Consider the following 24,941-nt stretch of genomic DNA (forward strand, 5'->3'; position numbering starts at 1 on the left):
ACCACCCGTGTTTCACTTAACATGCTGAATTTACTGAGGCAATTCGGGTTGTAACAGTGAAACAGCCGAAACGGCGGGCGAATGTCTATAGGGAGATAAGACTCTCTGTGGGACTCTTCTTCTATATATATATCTATCTATATCTTGTTACAGTGATACATAGATAAATAAATATAGAGAAACTAGGGGCTTAGCTGGTATCAACGGGCCGATACCACCGTGATACGCCGATACGCAGGCTTGCGTTTTTATTTTTTCCCACATTCCGCTATGATCCGGGGACCTTCCAAAGGAGCCCCAGATGACACGTGAATCCGACATCAGGTCTGCTGATTTTTCTTTCGCCGAGACAAGGGTCAACCCAGCGTCTGAGGTGGATGTTTTCCGCCCGGACGGGATCGATGGCCTGGAGATCCAGGTGACGCTCATGCGTCATCCGTCAACGTGCGACCTGATCGCTGACAGTGTTCGCCTCACCGACCAGGAGGGCAAGCCCCTTCATGTCACCGGAGAGCATGGACAGGCTTTGAATGCTGATGAAACTGAGGTCCTGATCTGGGAAATCATCGAAGATGATGTTCAGCGCAGCCTGGAGTACAGCTACGGGAGGGAGCCGTCACGGCTGGCTGACGGTGAGCTAGCCCCGGCCGGTGCAATCCTGGAGGCGCCCGAGGACGAGATGGCCTTCGAGATCTGACCGCCCGAACACATCCAGCCGCCACTTTTTCGCATTTTTGTCTTGCCATCCCCACCGGGCCGGGCAATTATGCGAAAATCTTTTTCCTCAAAGGGGCGGTTGATGTCTTTCCAAACAAGATCCATTGCTGACACGCAGACTTTGCCTCAGCGCCACATTTTCCCGCTGTCGCGCGGCACCATGACGCTCGACGTGACCACCAGCAAAGCTGACGTCACCGGCATCATCAAAATGGCTGAGCGCCAGAACCCCAAGCGCGCTTTTCTGTTCGTCTCCACGGTCCTGGGGCGCCACATCCCGGTGCCGGCCGCCAGCCATCGGCGTGTCCTTCAGGCACTGGCCCAGGAAGCTGCACAGCAGATCGACACCGCCCGCGACGTTCTTGTCATGGGATACGCCGAAACCGCAGTGGGGCTGGGCGCGGGGGTCTACGACGCTCTTCGGCAGTCTCATATGCTGGAAGGCCGTGCGGCCTATCTGCCCACAACGCGCCACCCGGAAGGCCGCCCCGTCTGGGCCGGGTTCAGTGAAGACCATTCCCATGCCACCGCACATAACGTCCTGGTCCCCGAGGATCCTGAGATCCGGGATGTGGCATTCAATGCGCCGACCCTGGTTCTTGTCGATGATGAGACCACCACAGGGAAAACCTTCGCAAACCTGCTCGCCGCTCTGGCAGCGGCTGGCCGGACGTTTGAAAGGATTTGCCTGGTCACCCTCACAGACTGGTCTGCGGGAGAAGTGCGAAAATCAATTTCCGAGCTGCCCTTCTGCCAGCAAACTGACGTCCGCAGCGTGAGCCTGGTCGAGGGGCGTTGGAGCTGGTCGCCAGCTGCGGGCTTGGCTGAACAGACCATTCCGGCCTCCAAGGACAGGATCAAGGATGCCCGGATCGATGCCTCCGCCGGCAGCTGGCGGGCTGGGATCATGGGGGGCACCTCGCCCGAAACCGATGCGCTGATGCGATGGCTCCCCTCTGCCGATGAATGCGGCCGCGTTCTCATTATCGGAACGGGTGAATACGTTTGGCAGCCGTTCCGGGTCGCTGAAATGCTCGAAGAGGGCGGCTATCAGGCCTCGTTCCTCGCCACCACGCGCTCCCCGGTTCTGCTTGGGGAAACCATCACGCGTAAAGCCATCTTCCCGGATCATTACGGGATCGGTGTGCCGATGTATCTCCACAATGTCGATCCGCAGGCTTGGGGGCGGATTGTTCTGCTGAATGAAAGCGAGGACCTCTCCGGCCTCGCAGAGCCTTTGCGCGAATATCTTTCGACCTTCGCCGTCATGACGCCCGCCGGGCGCATCCACCAGTTCAATAAAGGGAAACTCTGCGCATGACCCCTGTTATTCTTGCAGACCTCGACGACACGATCTTCACCACCTTGAAGAGCTACCCGGACAGGGATCCGAAGACCCTTCAGCGTGTGACAACTGCCAAAAATGGCAATCACAGTTACATGTGCAGCCATCGCCAGGCGCTCCTGGCTTGGCTCTCCAGCGGCGCCACGCTTCTTCCTGTGACTGCGCGCAGCTTGGATGCGTTCAACCGGGTGCATCTCGATTCCTTCCGGGAGGGCGCAATCGTATCGAACGGTGCGATGATCCTCGCTCCGGATGGCACTGAGGATCTGGCATGGTCCGAAGCAATTGCCGAAAAATGCGAAAAGGCAGCAGCCACCCTTGCAAGGGCGATCGAGGAGCTGGAAAAAGCCCCAATCAACATCCGTATCCACCAGCACATGCACAAAGGCATCATGCTGGGGATGACGGTGAAATCAAACGACGAAACCCAGTTGGGCGTCGATTTGAACCTCGGAACAGCAGAGAAGCTCTTCAAGGAGAGCTTTCAGCTCTCTGACGTCCAGGTGCATCGCAACGGTAATAATCTCGCGTTTGTCCCTGGCGGCGTCTCTAAAAAGTCTGCCGTGCAGTATCTTCTCAGCATCCGTGAAGACCTGCAGAACCGCCCGACGGTCGGAGCAGGGGACTCTCTGGCGGACCTTCCCTTCATGGAGCTCTGCTCGATGATGCTGGTCCCCAACAACACTCAGAATTCCAAAAAGCTTTTTTCGTGAACCTGGAGGTTTGACCATGTTAGACAATTCTTCAACCCGAGTGCCTTTTTCAGGAAGCTACACCAAGGATGACGTCGACTTCCTGCTGAAACCGGTGCAGATGCGGCCGACCGGCATCGATGAGAAGGAGGCGGCCATTCAGTCGGGTCGCCGCCACTATTCCGAAATGATCTCCGAAGAGGCCCGGCCCGATCAGCGCTACCTGAGCATTTTCGAAGATGCCTGGCAGCGAGGCCGCGAACGTATCGCCGCCGAAGTGATGGCTATCGCCAGGGAGATCCGCGCAGGCGTTGAGGAAGGAAGCCTCCCCGCTCAGGTGACCCTCTGCTCGCTTGTCCGGGCGGGTGCGCCTCTGGGCGTTCTGCTGCATCGTGCCTTGCGCGATCTTGGCGTGGACAGCGCGCACTTTGGGATCTCCATCATCCGGGATCGCGGCATCGACATGAACGCCATGCGCTATGTTATGGGCAAGCGCGACCCGGACGGCATCCTGTTCGTTGATGGCTGGACCGGCAAGGGCGCCATCACGCGCGAGTTGCGCCACACTTGGACCGAAAACACCGGTCGGCGCCCTGTCCTTGTCGTGCTCGCAGATCCCTGCGGCGTGGCAGATATTGCCGGCTCGAATGATGACTGGCTGATCCCATCCGGCATTCTCGGCGCCAATATCTCGGGCCTGATCTCCCGCTCGATCCTGAATGCCGACGTCGTTGGCGAAAACGACTTTCATGGCTGCATCCCCGTGGATCATCTCCAGGACATCGACTACTCGGCCAGGTTCGTCGATGACATCCACGGCCTGATGCGCCAGCAGCAAGGTGCAGCGCTGGCTGAAGCAGTGTGCCAGGATCAATCCAGCGGCACCTCCAATGCGCTCACGCTGGACTCCGCGTCAGCCGTGACCCGGATCATGGAGATCTTCCAGACGGAGAACCCGAACAGGGTGAAGCCGGGCATCGCTGAGGCCACTCGTGCCGTCCTGCGCCGCAAGCCCCTTCACGTACTGGTTTCCAGTGAAGCGGACCCGGATCTGCAGGCGCTGATCCACCTGTGCAAGGAGGGTGGCGTTGACTATTCCGTACGTCCGGATCTCACCGGCCCGTACCGAGCCGTTACCGTGATCTCCAAGGTTTGCTGATATGCACTCCGACGAACTGCATACCCGCGCCGTCGGCCTGGGCGCCACGCTCTACATGCCGGCAACAAATCCGCATGCGAAACGGGTCTTCGCAGGTGAAGACCTGAATGGCGCCGGATCCGTGGTCATCTGCCTGGAAGATGCGCTGCATGAAAACGATGTTGAGCGGGGGCTGAATGGCCTGCGCTCGCATTTGAAAACCCGATCCGAAAATGGCGCCCGCCACCAGAAAACGATGGTTTTTGTGCGCCCCCGCAATCTCGGCATGGCCCATCTGATCTCTGAAATGGAGGGCTTCTCCACGGTGAGCGGGATGATCGTGCCCAAGATGACTTTGAAAAGCGGGCCCGGGTGGTTCGAGCTGGCCAGGGATCATGAGACACTGATCATGCCGACCCTGGAGACCGCGGAGTATTTCGATCCGGGATACGTGTCTTCAGTGGCTGACATGTTCGCCAGCGAAGGCCTGGACCGGGTCATGGCTGTCAGGCTTGGCGGCAATGACCTTCTGAACTGTCTCGGCCTGCGCCGCACGCCCGGCATGACCTCCTACGAGGGACCGCTGTCATACGTCCTCTCCATGATGGGTTCCCAAATGATGGCGCGCGGCCTTCCGGTGGCGGCACCGGTCTTTGATATCATCCATGACACCAAGACATTGATCCGCGAGGTTGAGCAGGATGTGCTGCGGGGGTTCATCGGCAAGACCGCGATCCATCCGTCTCAGATCGGTATCATTCACGAGATGCTCAAGGTGAGCCGTGAGGATCTGCACATGGCCAAGGCCATTCTCGACGATGCATCCGCGGCGGTCTTTCAGATCCATGGCGTCATGTGCGAACCCGCCACCCATTCCCTCTGGGCCCGCCGGATTCTGTCCCGGGCAAAGACATGGGGTGTTTACGAGCAGCCGGAGCTCGAGGCGGTCACGTCCGGACACGGCCGCGAAGCTGTCGCTGTGTAATTTTTTCTTTTTTTCGCATTTTCGCTTGCAAGCACTTTGCGAAAAACAATATGTTCAGGGTGAACTTAACAGGAGACCATAATGACGATCTCTCTCTCGAAGGGTCAGGCGCTGTCCCTCTCCAAGGAAACCGGCCTGAGCAAGGTCTACATGGGCCTGGGCTGGGATGCCGCACGGCCGCAGAAGACCGGCTTCTTCAGCCGCGTGCTGGGCGCCGCCGCCGGCGGTGGCGACATTGACCTGGACGCTTCGGTCATCGTTTTCGACGCCAACGGCAATGAGCTGGACACGGTCTGGTACCGCCAGCTGAACGGCATGGGCGGCGCCATTCGCCATTCCGGCGATAACCGCACCGGTGATGGCGACGGCGACGACGAAGTGATCTCGGTTGACCTGGCCGCTCTGCCGGCGAATGCTGTGAGCCTGGTCTTCACCGTGAACAGCTTCACCGGTCAGACCTTCAACGAGGTCGAGAACGCCGAATGCCGTCTCGTCGACCAGAACGGCAACAAAGAGCTGTGCAAGTTCGTGCTGGCAGAAAAGGGCTCGCACACCGGCGTCGTCATGGCAGCGCTGTCGCGCAAGGGCGGCGAGTGGTCGATGACCGCGATCGGCGAAATCGCAAATGGCCGCACCGTCCGCGATCTCGCGGATGCCGCAGTGCGCTACGCGTAAGAGGGGGCTGTTATGCTGGGTTGGCTGAAAAACACCACCGAAAACGCGCGCTCCGCTCTGGTGGCCGAGATGTCGAAGTTCCGCAACCGTGAGTTCATGGAGGCCTGTGTGGCAGCCGGTGCTCTGATGGCGGCGGCGGACGGCGAAATCTCGAGCGATGAGAAGCGCAAGATGATCGGCGTCATCGAGAACACCGATGAGCTGAAGCACTTTGACATGGGCGATGTGATCGCTTTCTTCGAAAGCATCGTTAAAAAGTTCGAATTTGACGTCGAGATCGGCCGTGCAGAGGCGCTGAAGATCATCGGCCGGATCAAGGGCAAGGAAGAACAGTCCCGTATGCTGGTCCGTGTGGCCTGCATCATCGGCGGCGCTGATGGAAATTTCGACGATGATGAAAAGGCTGTTGGCCGCATGATCGCCGTCGACCTGGGGCTGAACCCGGGCGATTTCGAGCTGTAAAAGCCTCGCCCGAGGCATTCCCGCCTCGGGCACACTTTGCGAAAATGTAAGGAATTTTCACAAAATGCATAGCCTCGAAACCTACCAAATGGCCATGGTTGCGCTCGGCGCCATCGGTTTTGGCGTTTGGCTTCTGTGCAAGGGCGGGGACTGGACTGTCGATTCCGCCTCTGCCATTGCAGAACGGTCCGGCCTGTCCAAGCTTTTCATCGCGGCGACAATCGTGGCCTTCGGCACTTCCGCGCCGGAGCTCTTCACCTCCATCAATGCCAATCTGTCCGGATATCCTGGCATCTCCGTTGGCAATGTGATCGGTTCGAACATCGCGAATGTGCTGATGGTGTTGGGGCTCTCGGCGATTATTGCCCCGATCCTGATCGACCGCAAGGATGTGCGGGTTGATGCCATCGTCATGCTGCTGGCGACCGCGACGCTGGTCCCGGCAATGATCTACGGCATTCTGCCCCGCTGGGCGGGCGGCGCAATGGTTGCGACGATCGTGATCTACATCCTCTATCAATGGCGCGCTTCCAAAATCGAGGTTGAAGACGACGAGGATGGCGAGGATGAGGGTGCAAACCCCTATCTGATGGTCGTGGCCGGGATCACCACCTTGCTGATCGGCTCCGAGATCCTTGTACAGGGCGCGGTTGCGGGCGGCATGGCGCTGGGTGTTCCGGAATCCGTGATCGGCATGACAGTGATCGCTTTCGGCACCTCTTTGCCGGAGCTGACGGCCTGTATCGCCGCGGCACGCAAAGGCCACTCCGAAATGATCGTTGGCGGAATCGTCGGCTCCAACATCTTCAACATCTTCTCGGTCTTGGCTTTCAGCGCCATCGCGAAGCCTCTGGTGATGGATAGCGGCTTCCTGGGCTTCGATCTGCCCGTCGTGATCGCGGTGACCCTGATCTTCGCCTTCTTCCTCCTGGCCCGCGGCCGGATCAGCAAGCGGGCAGGCGCCGTGATGCTCGCCTCCTATCTGGCCTTCATTGGCTGGCAATACTTCACCCCGGCTGCAGGCACCCTGCTGGCAGCCATCTAATCTGCGAAAATACGAAAGGGCTTTCCCATGACAATCTCTCTCTCCAAGGGCAGCAATATCTCCCTGAGCAAGACCGACCCGTCGCTGACCCGCCTGCTGGTCGGCCTGGGCTGGGACCCGCGCGCCACTGATGGCCAGGAATTCGATCTGGACGCATCGCTGTTCATGGTGAACGGCACCGGCAAAGTCCGCGGCCCGGAAGACTTCATCTTCTACAAGCAGCTGACCTCCCCTTGCGGCTCCATCGAGCATACCGGCGACAACCGCACCGGCGAGGGTGAGGGCGATGATGAGGTGATCAACATCGACCTGTCGAAAGTCCCGGCTGACATCCAGCGCCTGATCGTCACCGTCACCATCCACGACGCCGAACAGCGCCGTCAGTCGTTCGGCCAGGTCGGCGGCGCCTTCATGCGGGTTGTCAACCGCGACTCCAATGCGGAGGTCGCCCGCTACGATCTTTCGGAGGACTACTCGACCGAAACCGCCATGATCTTTGGCGAGGTCTACCGCCACAACGGCGACTGGAAGTTCAAAGCAGTCGGCCAGGGCTTTGCCGGCGGCCTGCTGACCATGTGCCGCCAGTTCGGCATCGACGCCTCCGCATAAGCCTGCGCCCCGCCCGGGCGGACCGGGCGGGGTCAACCACGAAAACACCTGCAACACAACCGTTCTGAAAGGACATTCCCATGGCAGTATCGCTCTCCAAAGGCGGCAACGTTTCCCTGACCAAAGAAGCGCCCGGCCTGACCGCCATCCTCGTCGGCCTGGGCTGGGACGCCCGCGCAACCGATGGCAAAGACTTCGACCTGGACGCCTCCGTTTTCGCCGTCGGCGCTGATGGCAAGGTCCGCTCGGATGCGGACTTCATCTTCTACGGCAACAAAACCGGCCTGGATGGTGCCATCGAGCACCTCGGTGACAACCGCACCGGCGACGGCGACGGTGATGATGAGCAGGTCAAGGTCGACCTGTCGAAAGTCCCGGCCGATATCGAGAAGCTGGTCTTCGGCGTGACCATCCACGAGGCGGAACAGAACGGCCAGACCTTCGGCCAGGTGTCCAACGCCTTCATGCGCATCGAGAACCAGGACGGCGGTGCCGAGCTGGCCCGTTTCGATCTGAGCGAAGACGCTTCGATGGAAACCGCGATGATCTTCGGCGAGCTGTACCGCAAGGGCGACGAGTGGAAGTTCAAGGCCATCGAACAGGGCTTCGCAGGCGGCCTGGCGCCGCTGGCCACCGCACATGGCGTGAACATCGGCTAAGGCCAGAGCCGGGGCCCGCGCACACCGCGGGCCCTTTCCCGAAGCCGTGCATGTCCGCGGCTTCTGGAAAGGGAACCGGAACCCTTCAGGAGTCAGCATGAAACTCGTTCCAGGACAGAACATCACCCTGTCAGCACAAGCAACACTGATCCGGGTCAAGATCCCGCAGCAGGGCTATATCATCCACGCGATCGCGCTTGGATCCGATGGGAAGGCAGTTCCTGCGGCGGCTGCAGCCTATTATGGCCGGACCGGCCTGCCTGGCCTCACCCTCGCTAAACCTGCGAGCGCTGAGCCGGTGGTCCAGGTCCGCCCGGAGGACATCCCTCATGGCACCGAGCGAATGCTCCTGTGCCTTTCGGCCTGGTCCGGGTTCATTTCCGCTGCAGGCAAGGATGCGATCGAAATCGCAGATGATGAGAAATCCTACACTGCGGACATTCCCTTCACCGGCGAATACGAGCGCACCCTTATCCTCGGAGAGATCTACCGGCGCAAAGGCGAAATCCGGTTCAAGATCAGGATGGAAGGCTTCAAGCATGGCATCGAAAGCCTGAACCAAACCTATGGTCTGGGGCTCGAGACCACACCGCCGGTCCGTCTGCATTCGCCACAGCTGTGATGCCCCGAGCGGCCAATGCCCAGCCTGCGCACCGGCACTGCCGTCACCTCTGAACACATGATACATCGAAGGAAGGCCGACATGACCTCACTTTCCATGGGCGCTAATGCGCCATTCCCGGACACGCCGGCCGATCTGCGCATTGGCCTTCCCGCAAGCATCGACGTGACCGCCCTCATGACCTATTCCGGTGGCAAGGTGCGCGGGGATGGCGATATGCTGTTCTTCAATCAGCCCGACATCGCCAATGGCGCTCTGAAACTCCGGCAGGCCAGCGGCGAGGCCGTGATCCATGTCGATCCGGCGCGGATCCCGGCGGACGTCGAGAAGATTGTGATCACCGCAACCCTCGATCGCGCGGGAGCAACCTTCGCCCAGGTTCCCGCCTTCACCATCCAGGCAGGTGAAGGCATTGCCCTGCCGATCGACCCGGCCGGCAGGAGTGAAGCGGCCCTGATCCTCGCAGAGATCTACCGGCGGGGAGGCGGCTGGAAGATCCGCAATGTCAGCCAGGGCTTCAATGGCGGCCTGGCTGCCCTTGCCACGCACTTCGGGATCGAGGTGGCTCAGGAGGAAGCTCCTGCCGCAGCTGCCTCAGTTTCTCTGGAGAAGAAAATGGTCAGCCTGGAGAAGAAGGATCCAGGGCTGGTTTCCTTGGTCAAGCAGGTCGGCGTCTCGCTTGAGAAGAAGGGTGTCTCCAGGGACCGCGCCAAAGTCGCCCTGGTGCTTGATATTTCCGGCTCGATGAACTCCCTGTACCGCTCGGGCAAGATCGACACGCTTGTCCGGCGCGTGATGGCTCTTGGCTACAGGATGGATGACGATGGGGAAATCGACGTTTTCCTGTTCGGGCGCAAGGTTCATGACTTCGGCTCCGTGTGCATCGACACCTACCAAGGCACCGTTAGCCGCATCCGCGCTGAGTACCCGCTGGAAGGCGGAACCCGGTATGGCGACGCCATCGCGCGTGTCCGGGCGTTCTACGCCCAGAACAACCCTGAAGGCCTTCCCGTATACGTGATGTTCGTCACCGACGGCGGCACGGACGACAGAGCCAAGACCATCCGCGAAATCCGCGCGGCTTCGGCTGAGCCGCTCTTCTGGAAGTTCATGGCAATCCAGTCCGGCGGCGGCCTGTTCGACCGGAAGCGGTTCGAGTTCCTGACCAACCTCGATGATCTCGATGGACGGGTCGTGGACAATGCCGACGCCTTTTCCCTGCGGGATCCCGCGGCGCCGAGCGACGCGGAAATGTTCGACCTGATGATGGAGGAATATGCCGATTGGATCGCCGCGGCGGAAAGCCAGTCGATCCTTTGATTTCACGCCCGGCCCGCGTGGCCGGGCAGCTGCTCAAGAGGTCTATACCATGCAATCTTTGACGCCGGGGGCCAATGCCCCTCTCGGGGCGCTTGCTTCCCGGATCCAGTTCGAAACCGGCACGATTCCGGGAGCAGAGATCGATGTCTCCGCCTTCCTGATCGGGCAGGATGGAAAAGTACGCGGTGATGGGGATATGTGCTTTTATGGCCAGCCGCGCGTTGCCGACGGCGCCGTCGAATTTCTTCCCGAAAGCGGACGTGCAGGCCAGAGCGTCTTCTCATTCGATCTGCACCGGCTGCCGCGGGGCGTTGAAAAAATCATCTTTGCCGCGACCATCTATGAAAACCGGGCATCCTTCGGGCGCATCCCCGGCATTACCGTCTCTTGCGAAACCGGCCTCTCCGGGCAAATCCCCTGCACCGGAATGACCGAAACGGCACTCATGCTGGCTGAGCTGTACCAGCGCAACGGGCAGTGGAAGCTGCGCATGCTGGGGCAAGGTTTCAATGGCGGCCTCCCGGCGCTGGCAACGCATCTTGGCGTGGATGTGGCAGGCGCTCCATCCTCCCCGGCGCCTGCGGTAAAGCCCGCGCCGGTGCCAGCGCCTGCCGCTCCTACCGTTTCGCTCAGCAAAGTCTCCCTGACCAAGGAGAAGGCAACGGTTTCCCTCAAGAAGCCGGACGGCCGCTTCGGCACAATCCGCTGCAACCTCAACTGGCAGCAACGCCCTCCGGCGCGCGGTATCATGGGCGGCCTGTTTGGCAGCCAGCAAGTCGACCTCGACCTGGGCGCCCTCGTTGAGGACCGCTACGGGAACAAATTCTGCGTCCAGGCGCTTGGCAACTCCTTCGGGGATTTCACCTATGCGCCGTATGTCCGCCTCAAGGGCGACGACCGGACCGGTGCGGTTGCGGATGGTGAGTGGCTGGAGATCAACGGTCAGCAATGGCCGGAGTTCAATCGCATTCTTCTGTTCGCCTTCATTTATGACGGGGTGCCGGACTGGCGCCAGACGGACGGGGTCGTGCGGCTGTTCATCCCGGATCAGCCCGAAATCGAGGTGCGGATGAATGAATTTGGCTCGCAGGACGGAATGTGCGCCGTTGCGCTGCTGGAGAACCATGGCGGCCAGATCAAGGTGAAGCGGGAGGTGAAATTCTTCTCCTCCCACAGCTACATGGATGCGCACTATGGCTGGGGCATGAACTGGGTTGCCGGCCGGAAGTAACGCTGTACCCCGGGCCCGTGCAAGCGCGCGGGCCTCTTGAACAGAGCAGGTGATGCAGGTGGATATGATCGCGGGAGCTATAGGGCTGGCAGGCGCATCCGGGCTTCTGTGGTCTGCTCGGTCGCTGCTGAGATGGATCGAGAGCAATGCCGATCTGCGCCGCGAGAACCGGGAGCTGCGCACTCATATCCAGCATCTCGAGGCCAACATATGGGGCCTGTCGGAAGGCCTGGCCGCATGCCTGCGCCAAACCCCGGACGGGTCTGCTGACCTGGCCGATGATGAGGATCCGGTCCGGGTAAACCGGCCGAAATCCGAAATGCAGGCTTGCAGGGTGCTGAGCATCGATCCGTTGCGCCCGATATCCCGCGAAGTCCTGAGCGCGGCATACCGGAGAGCCATCAAACAGGCTCATCCGGACGCCGGAGGAAACCCGGAAACATTCCGGGACGTCCAGGAGGCATATGATCTCCTCACCAAAACATGCGAAAAATAGAAAGGAAAATGACATGAAGACCCTTTTTGCCGCGGCCGCCCTGGCGGCGCTGTCGGCATCGCCCCTGGCGGCCCAGTACAATGCGGCGACAATGCCGCTGGCGGGCGAGTTCATCCGCTCCTATCTGCTTGAGAACCCGGAAGTCGTGGTGGAAGCCCTCCAGGCGTATGAGCAGAACCGCAAGACCGACCAGCTGAACGAGATGACCGCTGCGGTCGGCGCGGCGCACGCCGAGCTGTTCAACGATCCGGACTCGCCGGTCATCGGCAATGCAGAGGGCGACGTGACTGTCGTCGAGTTTGCCGATTACCGCTGCGGTCATTGCCGCAATACGAATGCTGCACTGCGCTCTGTTCTGGCGGCCGACCCGGGCGTGAAAGTCATCATCAAGGAATGGCCCATTCTGGGTGCTGCCTCACAGACTGCGGCGCGCTACGCCCTGGCGGTAAATGCGCTTCACGGGGCGGAGGCCTACCATCAGGTCCACGATGCACTCTATGACGCTGCGGGTCAGTTTGATATCGCCTGGTTCCGCGACCACGCGGACGGGCAGGGGTATGATTTCGACGAGCTGTCCCTGGCAATGGACAGCGCCGAAGTCACGGCTGAGCTGGCGCAGACCATGCGCCTGGCGGAGCGCATCGGCATTACCGGAACGCCCTTCCTGGTGGTTGGGGATGAAGTCGTTCCCGGCGCCTTGGGCGCAGAGGATTTCACAACGCTGATCGCGCAGGCGCGCCAGGATTGATTGACGGCTTCGCCGGGGCCCGCTGTGCGGGCCGCGGTCCGGATTCCTGATCGGATCCGGACCTTCATTCTTTGAAGAAGAGAGGGTGGGGGAGTGGTCAAGGGAGGTTCTGCCGTTCGCTCCGTGCGCGGCAATACTGATCTTTTGGCCTCATTCCAGCGCACGCAGCTGCGATGGTCCGGGTTCTTCATGGCTTGGATGCAATGGCGCGGGGCGCGGAATGCCGGCGTACCCGGCGCTCGATGCAAAAAGGGGGCGCGAAATATCGCGCCCCTTGTTCCTGATTGGGTACCCCGTTGATTATTACGGAGCGTAGGGGGAGAGAGTGAAGCCACCGTTCGCCTGGAAGTCGCCATCGGTGCCGCCGACCAGACCGATAACCCCTGCGTCGTCACCCGAGCCGACAACGATGCCGTCGATGGTGCCGGTGTGGGTGCTCACAGAGGCGCCATCCTCGCGGTAGATCACGCTTGCCGCATTGTCGGAGAACTCACCGTTCACGAGGTTTGCGGTCGAGTAGTATTCCACCGAGTTGAAGTCGCCGGTCGCAACGGAGCGATCGGTTGCCATGCCACCGAAGTGCGCCTGGCCGGTCGCGGTATCGAGGGTCACAGATGCCTCACCCGAACCGATGTTCCAGGTCGAGCCGCCATCCACGGTGTAGGAGACCTCGAAAGCGCCGTTGAACTGGCCGTCCGGGACATCGGTCGACGCCACCAGACCATCGTCCAAGGTGTAGAGGGTCGCCTCGTCGCCTTTGACGTACTGGATCAGGCCATAGGTGCCGTCAGCCAGCCGGTCGACGGTCACGGTGTGGCGCTCGCCGTTGACGACCTCGGAGCGCTGGAGGCGGGTCATGTCGTTCTCGTTGGTGTGCTGGTTGTAAACCACCGCGCCGCCCTCAACGACGTAGTCCAGCAGGTCAGCCGAGGAGTTGGAAGCGGGTGCGGTCGCTGCCGGGGGCGGAGTGACAGGGGAGCCGCCAGTGCTGCCGCCCGAGCCGCCGCCGCAAGCCGCCAGAGAGATCAGGCCCAGAACTGCAACGCTTTTGATGGTGAAGGTGTTCATTTTTCGTGTCTCCGGTGGGTGTCGGCTCAGGGGCCATTCGTTGTTTCTGTCACTAACTTATTCGCAAAGTTTTTCCTAAGCAAGAGGTCAAAAGCAGATTTGCGAAAAAATTTTACACGACCCACCAGATTTGAGGGGGCGGCTGAGAGTTCAAAATATAATCGCGTCATACCAGACAGATAGATCATGCCCGCACGCCGCGCGAGCGGCTGCAGATATTCCTGCCTGCAGGTTTGCGAAAAACTCGGCTTAGGTAATAGTTTTTCCGTTGACTGTTTTTCGCATAACTGCCAAATTGACCCCAGAAAGACTTTTCACATACAGCGTCACAAGGTTCTGATCATGATGAAGCGCGCCTCTGCAGTTCTTGCTCTTCTTTCCTCTCTGGCCGCGACACCCGCCGCTGCGCAGGTGCGGCTTGGCGAGCAGCTGGACGCAATCCGCCTTGCAGGCTCAGAGCGGATGATGGTTCACGTCCTGTCTTACAAGGGCCTACCGGCCCAGGCGCGTGCGGCACGCGAGAAGGTACTGACCCGCATGGGGCTGCGCGGCCAGCCCGGCAGTGTCAGCGGTGCCAGCTTCCAGTTCTCACCGATCATGACCCATGACAGCAACATCAATGGCGGCTTTGCCAGCGACAGCTTCACCGTAGCGGGTATCCCGTTCACCATCGGGGAAGACTACCGGGCTGTCGGCGGTCTGGTTCTTGGTGTCAGCGGCTCCGGCCGGGCACGGGTTGCGCTTGGCAACTCCACCGCCCTGGACCTGCGTGCCGGCGGCTCCATCGGCTACGCACCGGAGCATGACATGGTCAAAACGTCTCTGGGCGGCACCGCCTGCATCGAGCACATGGTCAGCTACTCGACCTATGCCAACGCATGCGTTGATGCCAGCTACCACGGGTATGAGCTTGGTGAGAGCAAGCGGATCGGCGCACGCGTGGGCATGAGCCACATCGTGTCTTCCAGCGTCGGCGTTCACGAGATCTCGGCTTCTGTCCTTCTCAATCGCCACCTGAATACCACGATCTACAACCAGAAAATCGGCAGCCTGTCCGTCTCCTCCGCGATCCCGGGCCCCTTTGCCGTGAACCTGGGCGTTCAGGTTGGCGAGAGCGTCTCCGGCGTTAAGGCCATGCGCTACCGCGCCTATGCCGGCCTGGGCTTTCTCGCCTTTGACCGTCCCAGCTCCGTCTCTGTGAGCCTGCAGGAAAACGAAGGCGGCATATGGATGGGCCGGGAGCTTTCGGAGACCATCACCAGCCTGGGCGTCCGCCATCAGATCAGCAAAAAGCTGACCGTTTCGGCAAGCGTTTCCATGATCGACAGCTCTGACAGCTTCTTCGATGACACCCAATACGGCGTGAATTTCGCCTGGCGCTTCTAACCGGGCGCCCCCCCCCTCCAAACCTCTCTCACTTCAAAGAATAGATGGCCCGGATCCGAACAGGATCCGGGCCATTTCCCGCTTGCGGGCCCTTGCGGAGCACCACGTCCACCAGGACGGCAGTAATTTAACATAACGGTTCTTACAGGGCATCCGGTGCAGGGATGGTGGATTCACAAACGAAGTGCAAATTCTGTACGGATACAGAAGCTTGCACGGAGGATGATGAATGGGACGCCACTACTCTCACCTGAGACTGGACGAACGCCGGAGGATTGCCAAGTGGCTTGAAGCCAAAATGCCAATTACAGAGATGGCTGATCGGTTAGGCCGCTCCGCTTCGACACTCTATCGGGACATTAAGCGGAACCGGTACACTGATACAGAACTGCCGGAGTTGAACGGATATCACGCTGTTGCGGCTCAAGATATGTACGAGAAACGGCGCGCGGTTCATCGCAAGATGATCGTACACGCCGAGCTGAAAGCCGCTATCGAAGACCGGCTCAAGGCCGGATGGTCGCCGGAACAGATCGCAGGTCGGATGCGGCTGGAGCGCCACCCGATCCGGGTCAGCCATGAAACGATTTACCGTTTCGCCTATTCCAAGGATGGCCGCGCCGAAGCGTTTTATCGGCACCTGCCCGAGCATCGCAAACGCCGTCGGCCGCGCGGGTACCGGCGGCATCATCGTACCCGGATCTTCGACAGCCAATGCCTTTCACGCAGGCCTGAGCGTATCTCGGAGCGCACTGAATTCGGCCATTGGGAGTGTGATCTGATGATGTTCCGCAAAGAGCACGGGAAGGTCAATGTAACGTCTTTGGTCGAGCGCGTCAGCCGTTACACTGTCGTCATGCGCAACGAAGATCGTCATTCGAAGCCGATCATGGAAGCTCTGATCAACGGTTTGGCTCCCCTGCCCGCCGACGCACGCCAGTCGATCACTTTCGACCGCGGCACCGAGTTCTCAGCTTGGCAGCGCCTGAAGGATGGCATCGGAGCCGAAAGTTGGTTCTGCGACCCCCAGGCTCCCTGGCAGAAAGGCACGGTCGAAAACACCAACAACAGGCTGCGAAAATACCTTCCAAGATCAACCGAACCGACGGCGCTGACAAATCGATATTTGAAGTCGATTTGCCACCGCCTCAATTCCACGCCCCGCAAGTGTCTTGGCTATCGGACACCCGCCGAGGTCTTCGAAAGCAAGCTTGTAGAAATTCAGAACCGATTGGAATAAAACGACATATCTGAAATTGCGCTTCAGCGTGAGTTCACAGATGCGCGTCAGCTCAAAACGGGATCTCCGGATCCAGGTCCCGGTCCGGCTCCGGCCGTGGCTGCTCGACTTCCGCCTGCACCAGCTGCGGAGCGATCTCCACCTCTTCACCGGCGGCGATACGCAGCCGGGTATCCATTTCGATGCGGACGTGATGCAGCGTATCCTTGAGCTGGGCTTTAATGTGCTCCGCGTCTGTGAACCCTTCCGACCACTTCCCTTGCTGGAAAGTTTGCTCCATGGCAATCTGCTCATCCATCCGGGCAATCCTGCGCTCAATGAAAGACGCCAGGTTTTGGAGATGGCGATCATCTATGTCGCCAAGCCGGACTATCTGGCCCCGGGCAGTCACCCAGCACCAGTCTTTGGCAGCGCGGCGCTGCTTGCCATCATACGGCGGATTCATCATAGCCAGGCCTCCATTTCATCGGCAAGGATAGCTCCTGGCCGCGAAAAAGGCGCGACCGGTCATGGGACGCCCTTCGCGCCGGGCTGAGTTTCTCCGGAAAGATCCCATTTACAAACAGTGCGTTAAAGGGTTTCTTGCCCACAATGGAGGTAGCTTATCATGCATGAACAAGTAAGGGGCCTGTCAACCTACAGCCATGGCTACTCTGGAGCGCAACTTGCAGACTACAAGCGCCAGAAACCATTTGCCGATAAGATGGACAAACTCCTCAAGGATCTCGGCTACAAAGAAGCGATCATCGCCAGAGATCATGATCGTTTGCTGGAAATCTCGAAGACTTACATCGACCAATGGCTGGAATTCGACCCGGCCTTTCCCGGTCTGCATAATTTCTTCCAGGCGCCCTACTGGCTCAATCGGCTGACCGGCGGGCTTGTCCGGCACAAGCGCTTTGAGGAGGCAAAGTCCTACCTCGACATCTACTTCGGCAGAGAGTGGGATCGGCTGTTCTTCCCGAACAAAGGCTCTCTCAACAAGACCTTGCGCAAGCGCCATGAACGTATGGAAAAACTCGTTTCTGAAGCCAGGGATCCACAGCAGGCTGCGCCTTCCCCATGAGCCGGCCGCACGTTTGCGGCCAGCTCATGGGGTCATAACTCTCTGGCGGCAGCCTTAGACCGCCACCGGAGCCTTGATCGCCGGATGAGGGTCATACCCCTCGAATTCAAAGTCTTCGAAGCGGAAGTCGAAAATTGAGCTCACCTGCCGTTTGATCTTCAGCCGCGGCGCCGGGCGCGGCTCGCGGCTCAGCTGCAGCTTCACCTGCTCGATGTGGTTCGAATAGATGTGGGCATCGCCGATCGTGTGAATGAAGTCGCCCGGCTCATAGCCGGTCACATGTGCAAGCATATGCGTCAATAGCGCATAACTTGCTGAATTAAAAGGGATTCCGAGCAGCATGTCACCGCTGCGCTGATACAACTGCAGGTGGAGCTTGCCCGCAGCAATCCGGACCTGCCAGAGAGTATGGCACGGCGGAAGGGCCATCCGGCCGATGTCTGCCGGGTTCCAAGCGGTGACGATCAGCCGACGGCTGTCAGGGGTATTTCTGATGTCGTCCACCAGCTTTTCGATCTGATCGATCGTGCCGCGCTCACCACCCGGCCATTGGCGCCACTGCGCCCCGTAGACCGGTCCCAGATCGCCATTCTCATCCGCCCATTCATCCCAGATCGAGACGCCGTTCTCTTTGAGGTAGCCAATATTGGTGTTCCCGGAGAGAAACCACAGCAGCTCATGAATAATGGACCTCAGGTGGAGCTTCTTGGTGGTCACCAGCGGGAATCCGTCTGCCAGGCGGTAGCGGGATTGCATGCCGAACAGCGAAATTGTTCCTGTGCCGGTGCGGTCTGTGGACGGCGTGCCGGTCTCAAGGATCTCGCTCAGAGCATTGAGGTATTGCTTCATAATCTGGTTCCTGAAATTCGATCAGCCCGCTTCGGGCCTATTCGTAAACATACCAGGCCATGCCCGGCGTGGAGATTTCCAATGCTAGCAGTCCGACCGCCACCAAAACGGCGACCGCAAACACGGACAGCGCAATCTTGGCATAGAAGCGCGCGCGTTCGGCCAGGCCTCCAGGCCGGGCGTTCTGCTGCTTTTTCGCCTTCGCGAGGTAGTTTGTGCTCATGGCCGCTCCAAATTTTCTGTGCAGATCCGATAATATGTTTGCGAAAAACGATAGACAACATTAAATTTTACCGCGCATACTGCACAGAGCGGCGACAAGACCGCATTCTCGGGAAAACGAGCCATCTGCCTGGCAATCGGAAACACAAACTAAGAAGTGATGACATCAATGACCGCCAGCAAGAATGCCGCAATAGTGGATTGCGTTAGCGCCAATCCCACGGCTGATCAGGACTACCGCGTGCAGGCCCGCGGCCGCCCGGAGCGTGACCCCGTAGAAACTGCCCGGCGTATTCTGCGGCGCAAGCATTTTGGCAACCGCATGCGTGAACTGCGCAACGGCGCCTCGCTGACACTGGCACAGGCCGCAAACCTTGCCGGGGTGACCTCGCCGCGCAAACTGTCCCAGTATGAAACCACATGCTACCCGCCTGGCGAAGTCATCGTCGGCCTGGCGCCGCACTATGGTGTCAGCGAGAAGGATCTTGCCGGTCTCGTCCTGGCGCATTCGGATCCCGACCTGTTCAAAGCTCTCACCGGCAACGCCGGATACGAGCCCAGCCGGGCGGATATTGCCGCCTTCATCAACGCCAACGCCGACGGCAGCGCCTAACAGGAGCACATATCGTGATTGCGAAATTCAAACTCGGGGCGCGCGGCGCCCTCCTCTCTGCGACCGTCATTGCGGCATCGGCCAGCGCTGTGCATGCCCAGCAGGCGGCCAGCGCGCTGGATTTCCAGCTCAAGGGTTCTGTTGAAGGAATGACGGCCTATGAGGTTTCCGGTTCCGACGGTGTCTGGCTGATGTCCCCGGATGGCAAAACCTTCATCAACGGCATGGTCTACGACCTCAGCGGCGACGCGCCCGTCATCAATTTCAAAGAGGTCAGCGAGGATCATTTGCCGGAGTTTCTGCGCCAGCCGAAGCCACGATCCCAATCGACGCCGGTTCCGATTGCGCAAAAGCCTGCTGTCCAGGAAGGCAACATCATTGCTGATGTCATGAATGGCGCCGGCGCGGCTCTGGTCAATGTCGATGATGCGAAAAAACATGAGCTTGTGGCCGACCTGGTTGCCCGCATGGACCGCGCGCAAAGCCCGGAGGAATTCAAGCTGCTGATCTTGGAGTGGCAAGCTGAAATCGAAGGCAATGCGGACGCGGTGGCCGCGGCGGGCAAAGCCTTGAAGGAGCTCTCCACCGAAGCGCCCGCGGAACCGCCCCGCCCTGCCCTCCAGAACAGCTCCGCCACCGGCGGCAGCGCAGCCGTGCAGGTGACCCTCGCGCCCTCCCCGGTCGCAGCCATTGCGCATGAGGAAGTGCCAGCACCTGTCGAGGCGTCGGCCTCCCCCCAAACCGATGGTGAAATGCTTCTGCAGACCATGCGCGAAGATGGCTTCTGGTTTGCGATTGGCGAAACCTCTGCGCCGGTGGCCTACGTCTTCATCGATCCGATGTGCCCCTACTGCGCGAAAGCAATCCACAACCTGAAACCCAAGCTCGACGACGGCTCGCTGCAGCTGCGCGTCCTTCTGGCGCCGGTACTGTCGCGCGCGTCCTACGGCAAGATCGCCTCCATTCTCACCTCGCAAGACCCGGTTGGCACCTTCCTGGAGCACGAGCTCGAATACGCCCAACGCGGCGCTTCCGGGCTGCCAAGGGCCAACGAGGATGACATTCCGGCGGAACTGGCGGAAGGCGTCCGGGCCAACTATGGCATGATCTTTGACAACGGCCTGCCAGGCGTTCCCTTCTTCGCCTACGAGACCAGCGATGGGCCGAAATTCCTGTCAGGTGTGCCCCAGCCGGATCACTTCTCCGACGCTTTGCCGGATGCCTACAGCGGCACCGTACCCCGTAAGTGATTGTGGAAAGGACGACGACATGAAGCACTTTCACCCCCTCATTGGTCTCAAGACTGCGGCGATTATGGTCACCGCGCTCGGCGCGGGGCTTTTGATCTTCACACCGCCGCATACCGCAGTCGCCGTCGAAAGCGAGGTGACGGCACCGGATGCCTTTGATGGCATCCCGGGCCTCACCCCGACAGATCCGGTTGCCGGGATGAATGCCTGGAAGGCCGAAGGCTCCACCATGATGTATCTGCAGGATCCCGAAACCGGTGATCTTGTCGCCGGCTTTGCCTTTGATGCGGAAGGCAAGGCCCTGCATCCTGATCTCAAGGAGGTCGAGAACTCCGGCATTCGCCGGATGATCGAAGAGCTCCACGGCCCCTCCATTTCCATTCCCGAGGCGCATGCGCCAACGGTGGAGGAAAAGCTGTCAGCGCTGCCGGAAGCGGAGCGCAAAATTGCCATTGGACAGCTGATTGATGTCCTGCGCGGCGTTGAGGACGAAGCCGACTTCAACACCGCCATCGAAGAATGGATCGAAGGCATTGATGCCGCAGGGCCTGAAGAGGTTTCACTGCTGGACGCGGCCCGCGGAAGCTTTTGGATGCAGGTCGGCAATCCAGATGCGCCGGTTGCCTATGTATTCACGGATCCGGCCTGCGAACCTTGCCGCGCATCCACAGACCTGCTGCGCGAGAAGGTGGAGGCAGGTGAGTTGCAGCTGCGCGTGATGATGCTGCCAATGGTCGATGAAAATTCCCCCGCCACAATCGCCGGCATTATTGGCTCGGAAGACCCTGCGGGAGCATTTCTGGCCATGAGCTTGGAAAGCGAGGCCCCCCTTCCGTCGGCAGAGCCCGATGATCTGCCGGACGTCATCCAGGCTGGCTTGGAGCGCAACCTTCAGCTCGCAGAGGCGGCCGCCATCCCGCAGCTTCCGTTCTACATCTTCGATACAGAAGAGGGCCCGCGCTACATCTCGGGCGTTCCAAGCGTGGAGCAGCTGAAGAACGCATTGCCGCCCACTGTCCGGCTTCAGCCCGCCGCCGCGGCAGCGCCTGAGGATGGGCCGGGCGAGGGCAAGGCAGAGGAATAGAGGAAAGGGCCCCGGGTTTCCGGGGCCTTTTTCTTAGCCATGACCCTAATGGCTGAAGCGGCAATCGGTGTCCAGCTGCCTGAGCCGGGTCAGCTCGCCATGCAGAAGATTGTAACCGGAAAGATGCGCCGCACGACCGCCTGGCGAATATGCGGGGCTGTCCAGGCTCCATGTGGGGAGCGACCCGTCCATGAGGAAGCGTTCCTTCACCAGGTGTGATCCGACCCCCCTGCGGCGCCAGGCATCGCAAACGCCAAGCTGGCATCCGGTGTAGAGGCCGGCAATCGTCTCTTCCCCGGGGCGAAGGTCAATCGCGGCGACCCCGATGACGAAGCCGCTGCTGTCCGCGGCCTCGCAGATTGCAAAGCCGTAAACGGCCATGAGGCTTTGCAGACCTGGCCGCTTTTGCAGTGTCTCAATCGCCCAGTCTCTCAGAAGCCCTTTATCAGGGATCCCGAGGTCGGTCATAGCGTCCTGGAGAACATCCCCCCAAGGCTTTTCAAAAACAGGGTCGATGTCCAAATCCTGCTCCGAAAAGCCGGGCCCGGTCAGAAAATCCGTTTCATTCAGGCCGCCAAAGGTCTCTTCAAGAAAAACGAGCAGATCGGCGTCGCTCATCGGTGAGGTCATAGGGCCATCACTGGCTCGGGCTCTTCTAGCTCGAAAATCTCTTGCAGCAGCGCATCAAACTCCGCCCTCATCGTGGCGAGATCAGCGCTGCAGTTATCAAAAACGTGGTCAGTGCCGACCGCGGAAACGAACTTGTCCGTTTCCATCCCGGCCGGGCGCTCAACCCCCTCGATCTCGCGCTGCACTTTGATGATCTTGCCGCCAAGCGCGCGCAGTTCAGGAGCTTCATAGACGATGGATTCCACAACCAGCCGTTTCTGCTCGCCGGGATCCTTTCCAAGATGCCGCCGCAGCTCCATGCCGATCGTGAATTCAGGCCCCATTTCAATGCCCATGCACTTGCCGAATTTTTCCATGAAAAACCGCGGCATGTAATGGTCACCCAGTTCGCACTTGCCGGGGATCACGTGCTCGGGGTTCGTGATGATCGGCAGCAATGGGGATGGGACATCCTTCAGATCGCCATCCGTCATCCGCCAGGCTTCCTCCTCGGTGGCGCCGATATGCATGAAATAGGCGCGCGAGGCCGCTTTGCCGCCATCAAAAGGGTGAACCCGGCTGAAACCGTGGTTCTTTACCAAGTGATCAGCGACCTTAGATTTTCCGACGCCGCGCCCGCCCTTGAGGCCAATGATGATATCTTTCATGGTTCAGCTTCCGTCAATTGAGGGTCATCGCGCTTTCGGTATTCGCGCTTTTCATTTTCGCAGATATTGCGGGATGCACACGCAGATCACCGCGCGGGTTCACGCTGAGGATCAATCCGCCCTCGATGGCATGGATCGGCCGGCGCGCAGACCTCAGCGACGTCTGGATCAACTCCTGCGTCTCAGGAGCGTCTGAGTTTGCCATGGACTTCATGACACCTTCCCGCAGGCGCTTATTGAACTCGCGGGACACCCAGATCACCTGGGAACTGTTGGCCAGCTCCATGTCTTCCGACAGCTCCGGGGCCTCCGGCTCTGCAGTGCCCGGGCCTGCAGCAAACGCTGCACGGCCGCAATTGCGCACAGCCTCTTCGCTGATCGCCCCGCTGGTGATTTTTTGCGACAGCTGCTCGATTGCCGCACCAGCATCCTCGGCGTTGCTGACGGCGATGTTGACATGCACGTTGGTCACCGGTGCCGGAGGGCTGGAATCTGCCGCTTCTTTCTTGCCCAGAAGCTTTTGCGCGGCCCAGCCATAGGCCTCTTTCAGCCCCATGAAGACACCAAAGGCTTCCGTTGCCATGACCAGCGCCTTCCCGGCATTTTCGACCGCACCGACCGGGTCCTCGGTAATGGCATTGCGGATTGTCGCGTGCCAGTGCGAGGCCGCCTCCGCCCCCTTGGAGGACATAACCGAGAAAGCGTTTTTCGCGACTTCTGCCTTGTCGCCGAGATAGGTCCGCATGGTTTGCAGGATCTGTGAGCAGCGGTGGCCGATGTCACCTCCGACACTCTGCAGCCAGTCACCAATACTGGTGCCCGTGGCGCTCAGCCACGTCAGGCCGCCATCAAAATAGGCATTGATGGCCTCGACGGACGGGGCCAGCGGTGTATGGGAAATCGCATAGGCCAAGCCATCCTGCGCCATCATGATGACTTCGGGGAGCGGGGCGCCGAAGTAAGTCGACGCAACCACGCTTCCGGCCATGAACAATGCCTGCCGTTCAGGGTGGCGGCCGAACAGAGTATCGATCCGCCCATTTATCATCTCATGTTTCACTGCGCACCTCGTAGATTTCCAGAGCAGTCTACCGGCAAGCAATGAAAAAAACTGCGCCAATCAGGCAGGTTTTGTCATGTTCTTGTGGAGCGCGATCCACGCAATATCCCGGGCAACCCCCTCGACTCCGGCGGACGCCTTTTTGGCGCGCGCCACAACCAGATCATGAAGGTCCTCCTCCGGCGGCTGGCTCATCTCGTTCTCGAGGCCTTCCAGCATCTCGTCAAACTGGTCGAGCACATTATCCACCGAAAGCGCTGCCATGGCGACAAGTGCGCCCGGAATGTTTTCCAGACTGCGCTGGCAATGACGCAAGGCGTTGAGGCTGCCGCTGCTGTCCTCAACCAGCCGCGCAAGCACCCTGCCCCGGCTGATGGGGTCAGACGCCATCAAGCCTGCGCTGTTGGCAATCCGGATGACTTCCGCGCTCGGGTAGGAGATCGAAGCATATACCTCCCGCCTGCGGGTGCAGGCGAGCCCCTCCTCCTCCGGGTTGAGGCGGTTGTCGATGATGTTGATCGTCACGTTTCCGCCATCCCCGCTGAATTGGAAGCTGCCCCGGCCCATGCTCTGCATACCCGGCGGGACCAGATCATCGGCCGCGGCCGGGCTGACCATGCGCAGCAGAATGACCCCTTCGCCTGAAACCAGGGTGAAGCGCTCACTGCATTCCAGCATTCCGATCGCTTCCAGGGTCCGCAATGCCGCCAGAGCCTCAGGCATCGTGTCGTAGACCAGGATCCGATAGTCCCCGGCCGGGATCAAGCGGGTGTTGTCAGCGGACAGCGCCGGGCCAGACTTGCGGAATGTGATCCGCAAAGCGTCTTTCCTGCGCCGCTTCATATCAAGGTGCAGCGGAAGGAAGACGGTGTCTTCAATCCGGGGCAGATCGCCCAGATGTCCCGGCCGTTTACGGGCTAAGGCGGGGCAGACTTTCAGCATAAAATCTTCGACCTGCCTGACCGTAACCTGCTTCTCCTCACAATTGTTCATTTTTGTTCTCCTCCGATAGAAGTGACTTGCATTTAGATACAAGGCGATCCGGGAAAGGTTTCACGCTCAGTCATTTTTTTTGACCATCT

The 24,941-nt window shown here is 60.0% G+C and carries 29 protein-coding genes; 21 read left to right on the top strand and 8 right to left on the bottom strand.

All coding sequences use genetic code 11. From position 1 onward, the window contains the following. The first annotated feature begins 301 nt into the window (after positions 1-301). The 15 genes from AB9K35_RS08025 to AB9K35_RS08095 all read left to right on the top strand — a co-directional run bounded on the left by AB9K35_RS08025 (position 302) and on the right by AB9K35_RS08095 (position 12,744). Positions 302-697 (top strand): hypothetical protein, encoded by a 396-nt coding sequence (locus AB9K35_RS08025; protein ID WP_369925221.1) that lies wholly within the window; start codon positions 302-304, stop codon positions 695-697. A 102-nt stretch (positions 698-799) separates the two neighbouring features. Beyond that, complete coding sequence (locus AB9K35_RS08030; protein ID WP_369925222.1) at positions 800-2,038, top strand: phosphoribosyltransferase domain-containing protein; 1,239 nt, start codon at positions 800-802, stop codon at positions 2,036-2,038. Beyond that, on the top strand, positions 2,035-2,775 hold the full coding sequence (locus tag AB9K35_RS08035; protein WP_369925223.1) for a hypothetical protein: 741 nt from the start codon (positions 2,035-2,037) through the stop codon (positions 2,773-2,775). The genes AB9K35_RS08030 and AB9K35_RS08035 overlap by 4 nt, the downstream gene beginning before the upstream one ends. A gap of 16 nt (positions 2,776-2,791) precedes the next feature. Continuing rightward, entirely contained in the window at positions 2,792-3,913 is a 1,122-nt protein-coding gene (locus tag AB9K35_RS08040; protein ID WP_369925224.1) for a cysteine protease StiP domain-containing protein, read from the top strand. A 1-nt stretch (position 3,914) separates the two neighbouring features. After that, positions 3,915-4,877, top strand: a complete 963-nt coding sequence (locus tag AB9K35_RS08045; protein ID WP_369925225.1) for an HpcH/HpaI aldolase/citrate lyase family protein — start codon at positions 3,915-3,917, stop codon at positions 4,875-4,877. An 81-nt stretch (positions 4,878-4,958) separates the two neighbouring features. Further along, positions 4,959-5,552, top strand: coding sequence for a TerD family protein (locus tag AB9K35_RS08050; RefSeq protein ID WP_369925226.1), 594 nt, complete (start codon positions 4,959-4,961; stop codon positions 5,550-5,552). A gap of 12 nt (positions 5,553-5,564) precedes the next feature. Further along, positions 5,565-6,014: a tellurite resistance TerB family protein gene (locus tag AB9K35_RS08055; RefSeq protein ID WP_369925227.1), complete on the top strand. Its 450-nt coding sequence runs from the start codon at positions 5,565-5,567 to the stop codon at positions 6,012-6,014. 64 nt (positions 6,015-6,078) lie between these two features. Then, positions 6,079-7,059 carry a calcium/sodium antiporter gene (locus AB9K35_RS08060; RefSeq protein ID WP_369925228.1) on the top strand — a complete coding sequence of 327 codons (981 nt, stop codon included), beginning with the start codon at positions 6,079-6,081 and terminating at the stop codon, positions 7,057-7,059. A 27-nt stretch (positions 7,060-7,086) separates the two neighbouring features. Then, entirely contained in the window at positions 7,087-7,668 is a 582-nt protein-coding gene (locus tag AB9K35_RS08065; RefSeq protein WP_027234086.1) for a TerD family protein, read from the top strand. Positions 7,669-7,748: 80 nt separating this feature from the next. Beyond that, entirely contained in the window at positions 7,749-8,327 is a 579-nt protein-coding gene (locus AB9K35_RS08070) for a TerD family protein (protein ID WP_027234085.1), read from the top strand. Positions 8,328-8,424: 97 nt separating this feature from the next. Further along, the gene (locus AB9K35_RS08075) at positions 8,425-8,949 is read left to right on the top strand and encodes a hypothetical protein (RefSeq protein ID WP_369925229.1); all 525 of its coding nucleotides are present in this window, start codon (positions 8,425-8,427) and stop codon (positions 8,947-8,949) included. Between the two features lie 81 nt (positions 8,950-9,030). Beyond that, positions 9,031-10,269, top strand: coding sequence for a VWA domain-containing protein (locus AB9K35_RS08080; protein WP_369925230.1), 1,239 nt, complete (start codon positions 9,031-9,033; stop codon positions 10,267-10,269). A 49-nt stretch (positions 10,270-10,318) separates the two neighbouring features. Further along, entirely contained in the window at positions 10,319-11,500 is a 1,182-nt protein-coding gene (locus tag AB9K35_RS08085) for a TerD family protein (RefSeq protein ID WP_369925231.1), read from the top strand. 52 nt (positions 11,501-11,552) lie between these two features. After that, a complete protein-coding gene (locus AB9K35_RS08090; protein ID WP_369925232.1) occupies positions 11,553-11,996 on the top strand; it encodes a DnaJ family molecular chaperone in 444 nt (147 codons plus the stop codon). Between the two features lie 13 nt (positions 11,997-12,009). Then, a complete protein-coding gene (locus tag AB9K35_RS08095; RefSeq protein WP_369925233.1) occupies positions 12,010-12,744 on the top strand; it encodes a DsbA family protein in 735 nt (244 codons plus the stop codon). Positions 12,745-13,047: 303 nt separating this feature from the next. Here AB9K35_RS08095 and AB9K35_RS08100 read toward each other — a convergent pair whose 3' ends face one another. Continuing rightward, a complete protein-coding gene (locus AB9K35_RS08100) occupies positions 13,048-13,812 on the bottom strand; it encodes a hypothetical protein (protein ID WP_369925234.1) in 765 nt (254 codons plus the stop codon). Between the two features lie 342 nt (positions 13,813-14,154). On the opposite strand from AB9K35_RS08100, the gene AB9K35_RS08105 reads away from it, so the two are divergent. Beyond that, positions 14,155-15,198 (top strand): hypothetical protein, encoded by a 1,044-nt coding sequence (locus AB9K35_RS08105; RefSeq protein WP_369925235.1) that lies wholly within the window; start codon positions 14,155-14,157, stop codon positions 15,196-15,198. A gap of 229 nt (positions 15,199-15,427) precedes the next feature. After that, on the top strand, positions 15,428-16,438 hold the full coding sequence (locus tag AB9K35_RS08110; protein WP_369925236.1) for an IS30 family transposase: 1,011 nt from the start codon (positions 15,428-15,430) through the stop codon (positions 16,436-16,438). A 52-nt stretch (positions 16,439-16,490) separates the two neighbouring features. On the opposite strand, the gene AB9K35_RS08115 is transcribed toward AB9K35_RS08110, so the two are convergent. Beyond that, positions 16,491-16,886, bottom strand: a complete 396-nt coding sequence (locus AB9K35_RS08115; RefSeq protein WP_369925237.1) for a hypothetical protein — start codon at positions 16,884-16,886, stop codon at positions 16,491-16,493. A 159-nt stretch (positions 16,887-17,045) separates the two neighbouring features. On the opposite strand from AB9K35_RS08115, the gene AB9K35_RS08120 reads away from it, so the two are divergent. Next, positions 17,046-17,504 carry a hypothetical protein gene (locus AB9K35_RS08120; RefSeq protein WP_369925238.1) on the top strand — a complete coding sequence of 153 codons (459 nt, stop codon included), beginning with the start codon at positions 17,046-17,048 and terminating at the stop codon, positions 17,502-17,504. A gap of 54 nt (positions 17,505-17,558) precedes the next feature. Here AB9K35_RS08120 and AB9K35_RS08125 read toward each other — a convergent pair whose 3' ends face one another. Beyond that, complete coding sequence (locus AB9K35_RS08125; RefSeq protein WP_369925239.1) at positions 17,559-18,353, bottom strand: thymidylate synthase; 795 nt, start codon at positions 18,351-18,353, stop codon at positions 17,559-17,561. Positions 18,354-18,390: 37 nt separating this feature from the next. After that, positions 18,391-18,576 carry a hypothetical protein gene (locus AB9K35_RS08130; RefSeq protein ID WP_369925240.1) on the bottom strand — a complete coding sequence of 62 codons (186 nt, stop codon included), beginning with the start codon at positions 18,574-18,576 and terminating at the stop codon, positions 18,391-18,393. Between the two features lie 168 nt (positions 18,577-18,744). On the opposite strand from AB9K35_RS08130, the gene AB9K35_RS08135 reads away from it, so the two are divergent. Genes AB9K35_RS08135 through AB9K35_RS08145 form a run of 3 tightly spaced genes read left to right on the top strand, consistent with a single transcriptional unit; the run spans position 18,745 to position 21,522 of the window. Then, the gene (locus tag AB9K35_RS08135; protein ID WP_369925241.1) at positions 18,745-19,188 is read left to right on the top strand and encodes a helix-turn-helix domain-containing protein; all 444 of its coding nucleotides are present in this window, start codon (positions 18,745-18,747) and stop codon (positions 19,186-19,188) included. A gap of 14 nt (positions 19,189-19,202) precedes the next feature. Further along, positions 19,203-20,438 carry a hypothetical protein gene (locus AB9K35_RS08140; protein ID WP_369925242.1) on the top strand — a complete coding sequence of 412 codons (1,236 nt, stop codon included), beginning with the start codon at positions 19,203-19,205 and terminating at the stop codon, positions 20,436-20,438. 19 nt (positions 20,439-20,457) lie between these two features. After that, the gene (locus AB9K35_RS08145; RefSeq protein WP_369925243.1) at positions 20,458-21,522 is read left to right on the top strand and encodes a hypothetical protein; all 1,065 of its coding nucleotides are present in this window, start codon (positions 20,458-20,460) and stop codon (positions 21,520-21,522) included. Between the two features lie 45 nt (positions 21,523-21,567). Here AB9K35_RS08145 and AB9K35_RS08150 read toward each other — a convergent pair whose 3' ends face one another. From AB9K35_RS08150 to AB9K35_RS08165, 4 genes are read right to left on the bottom strand one after another with little or no spacing between them, the layout of a single operon-like run. Then, a complete protein-coding gene (locus AB9K35_RS08150; RefSeq protein ID WP_369925244.1) occupies positions 21,568-22,140 on the bottom strand; it encodes a GNAT family N-acetyltransferase in 573 nt (190 codons plus the stop codon). A gap of 8 nt (positions 22,141-22,148) precedes the next feature. Beyond that, a complete protein-coding gene (locus tag AB9K35_RS08155) occupies positions 22,149-22,799 on the bottom strand; it encodes a hypothetical protein (protein ID WP_369925245.1) in 651 nt (216 codons plus the stop codon). Between the two features lie 13 nt (positions 22,800-22,812). Beyond that, complete coding sequence (locus AB9K35_RS08160; protein WP_369925246.1) at positions 22,813-23,859, bottom strand: hypothetical protein; 1,047 nt, start codon at positions 23,857-23,859, stop codon at positions 22,813-22,815. A 60-nt stretch (positions 23,860-23,919) separates the two neighbouring features. Further along, a complete protein-coding gene (locus AB9K35_RS08165; RefSeq protein WP_369925247.1) occupies positions 23,920-24,894 on the bottom strand; it encodes a hypothetical protein in 975 nt (324 codons plus the stop codon). Positions 24,895-24,941 lie beyond the last annotated feature (47 nt).

It is taken from the genome of Leisingera sp. XS_AS12 (genome assembly GCF_041224635.1).
Classification (GTDB): domain Bacteria; phylum Pseudomonadota; class Alphaproteobacteria; order Rhodobacterales; family Rhodobacteraceae; genus Leisingera.